Source organism: Mesorhizobium sp. (assembly GCF_004962925.1).
Classification (GTDB): domain Bacteria; phylum Pseudomonadota; class Alphaproteobacteria; order Rhizobiales; family Rhizobiaceae; genus Mesorhizobium.
Window position 1 is genome coordinate 15,988 of sequence record NZ_SUEO01000132.1, and the last position, 2,402, is coordinate 18,389.

The 2,402-nt window shown below is 62.8% G+C and carries 3 protein-coding genes; 2 read left to right on the top strand and 1 reads right to left on the bottom strand.

Annotated features, from left to right (window positions below):
• Positions 1-746: MFS transporter (locus tag E5W87_RS23155; RefSeq protein ID WP_292402762.1), on the top strand; the 746-nt coding region annotated here is incomplete at its 5' end.
• Positions 747-791: 45 nt separating this feature from the next.
• Here the strand turns inward: E5W87_RS23155 and E5W87_RS23160 are convergent.
• A complete protein-coding gene (locus E5W87_RS23160) occupies positions 792-1,361 on the bottom strand; it encodes a TetR/AcrR family transcriptional regulator (RefSeq protein WP_292402765.1) in 570 nt (189 codons plus the stop codon).
• Between the two features lie 91 nt (positions 1,362-1,452).
• Here E5W87_RS23160 and E5W87_RS23165 point away from each other — a divergent pair, with 91 nt between their 5' ends.
• The gene (locus E5W87_RS23165; RefSeq protein ID WP_292402768.1) at positions 1,453-2,361 is read left to right on the top strand and encodes an SDR family oxidoreductase; all 909 of its coding nucleotides are present in this window, start codon (positions 1,453-1,455) and stop codon (positions 2,359-2,361) included.
• Positions 2,362-2,402 lie beyond the last annotated feature (41 nt).

A 2,402-nucleotide genomic window follows, 5' to 3' on the forward strand; every position in this document is an offset into this window, starting at 1 on the left:
TCCTCACCGGTGTTTCGGTCGCCACTGTCACTGCGGCCCCGGTCGGCGCCTATGTCGGCGACGTCTGGGGATGGCGCACCGCCTTCATGATCGCGGCGGTTGTCGGCGCCCTGGCGCTGCTGGTGCAGATCGCCACCCTTCCGAAGCTGCCGCCGATGGGCGTGGCAAGTTTTCGAACCTTGCTGGAAGTGATGAAACGCCCGACAATCAGGGCGGCACTTCTGGTGGTCCTGCTGGTCGCCTCAGGACACTTTGCCGGCTTCACCTATGTCCGCCCGTTTCTTGAGAAGGTGCCTGCGCTGGACATCGAGACGATCTCTCTGGTGCTGCTCGCCTTTGGAATCGGTGGGTTCTTCGGCAACTTTGCCGGTGGCTTCATGGCCGAACGCAGCCTTAAGACCGCCGTCGGCCTGGCACCTCTGCTGATTGCTGTGGCAGCCGCCTTGCTGCTCACTCTCGGAGCCTCGCCAGTCGTTGCGGCGATAGCGGTTGCTGCCTGGGGCTTTGCCTTCGGTGCGGTGCCGGTCGGACTGCAGACCTGGCTGGTGCGAGCCGCCCCCGATCAGGCCGAAAGCGCCGGCGGGCTGATGGTCGCCACGTTCCAGGTGGCCATCGCGCTGGGGGCCGTTTTCGGCGGCCTGCTGGTCGACAATGCCGGCGTTGCCAGTGCATTCGCCTATTGCGGGATCGCGACGCTGCTGGCGGCTTTGGCGGCGTTCTCGCTTGGTCCGAAGCACGCAGACTAGCCCGTTCGCCCTTGCGGATTCATCTTTGATCGGCCCGGAGATCGGTTACGCTCTTCGGGCCGATATCGCCGTTACGAATCGGGTCAGGCTGTTTTTGACATAAGCGGTCACTTCGACCTCGGGGTCGAAGCTCCACCACAGCAGCGAGCCCTGCCAGTGCGAAGCCATGAGCAGGCCGATGCCTTCAGGCGGATCGGCTGTTGAGGCAAAACAGCCGTCGAGCACGGCACACAGCGAAGCTTTCCACGACGCGCCGCGTGCGCGAAGCAGCGGATCGCGCAGATCCTCGCGCAGCACCAGAAGGCCTTCGGCATAGGATTCGATGCCACCATAGTCCTGCGACAGCGCCACCAGCAGCCCAATCGCTCCACCCGGGGTTCTTGAGATCGTCTTCGACAGCCTCGCCGTCTTGTCATCAAGCCGGTCCCATGCTTGCAACAGAGCCCTCTGCTTCAGAGCGGCCTTGCTTTTGAAACGCTGCACCAGCGTGGAGCCGGACAGCCCGCATGCTACGGACAGTCGCTCGAAGGTGAGCGCTTCCGGGCCATGCGCGTGAATCAGCCGGTTCGCCGCTTCGAGCACGTCTTCGTCGGACTGGGTTTTTGGCCGGGGCATCTTGACATCCATTTATAACCGAATGATCATTTATATATTATGACGCTGGCAAAGACCAGCACCTAGTCGAATCGAGTTTCGGGAGAGCCTAATGACGCTTCGTGGAAAAGTCGCTCTGGTCGCGGGCGCCACGCGTGGCGCCGGCCGAGGCATTGCAGTCGAACTGGGCGCTACCGGTGCGACTGTTTACGTCACCGGCAGGTCGACGCGCGGGCATCCGTCCGAATATGCGCGTCCTGAAACCATCGAGGAAACGGCGGAACTGGTTTCGGCGCTTGGCGGCAAGGGCATTGCCGTGCAGGTCGATCATCTGATTTCGGACGACGTGCGCAAATTGGTCGACCGAATCCGCGCGGAGCAGGGCCGTCTCGATATACTGGTCAACGACATCTGGGGCGGCGAAAAGCTGTTCGAATGGAACAAGCCGGTCTGGCAGCACAATCTCGAGAACGGCCTGCGCATGCTCAGGCTGGCAATCGACACGCACCTGATCACAGTTCACCACGCGCTGCCGCTTCTGATTGAGCGTCCGGGCGGGCTCCTTGTCGAAGTCACCGACGGCACAGCTGAGTATAATGCGGACCACTATCGGCTTTCCCCGTTCTACGACCTCGCCAAAGTGTCAGTAACCCGCATGGCCTGGGCCCATGCCCAGGACCTTGCCCCGCACCGTGCCACCTCGATTTCGCTGACACCCGGCTGGCTGCGTTCGGAAATGATGTTGGAAGCTTTTGGGGTGACGGAGGATAACTGGCGTGATGCGACAGCGAAAGCGCCGCATTTTGCCATCTCGGAGACGCCGCGCTTCGTCGGGCGCGCCGTGGCGGCGCTGGCGGCGGACCCGGATCGTTCGCGCTGGAATGGACAGTCGCTGTCGAGTGGCGGGCTGGCGCAGGTCTACGGTTTTACCGATCTCGACGGGTCGCGGCCCGACGCGTGGCGCTACGTTCCCGAGGTTCAGGACGCCGGCAAACCTGCCGATGTGACGGGGTACCGTTAGACCGCTCGAACGCTGGGAGCCGGCAATAGTCGGTTTCAAAC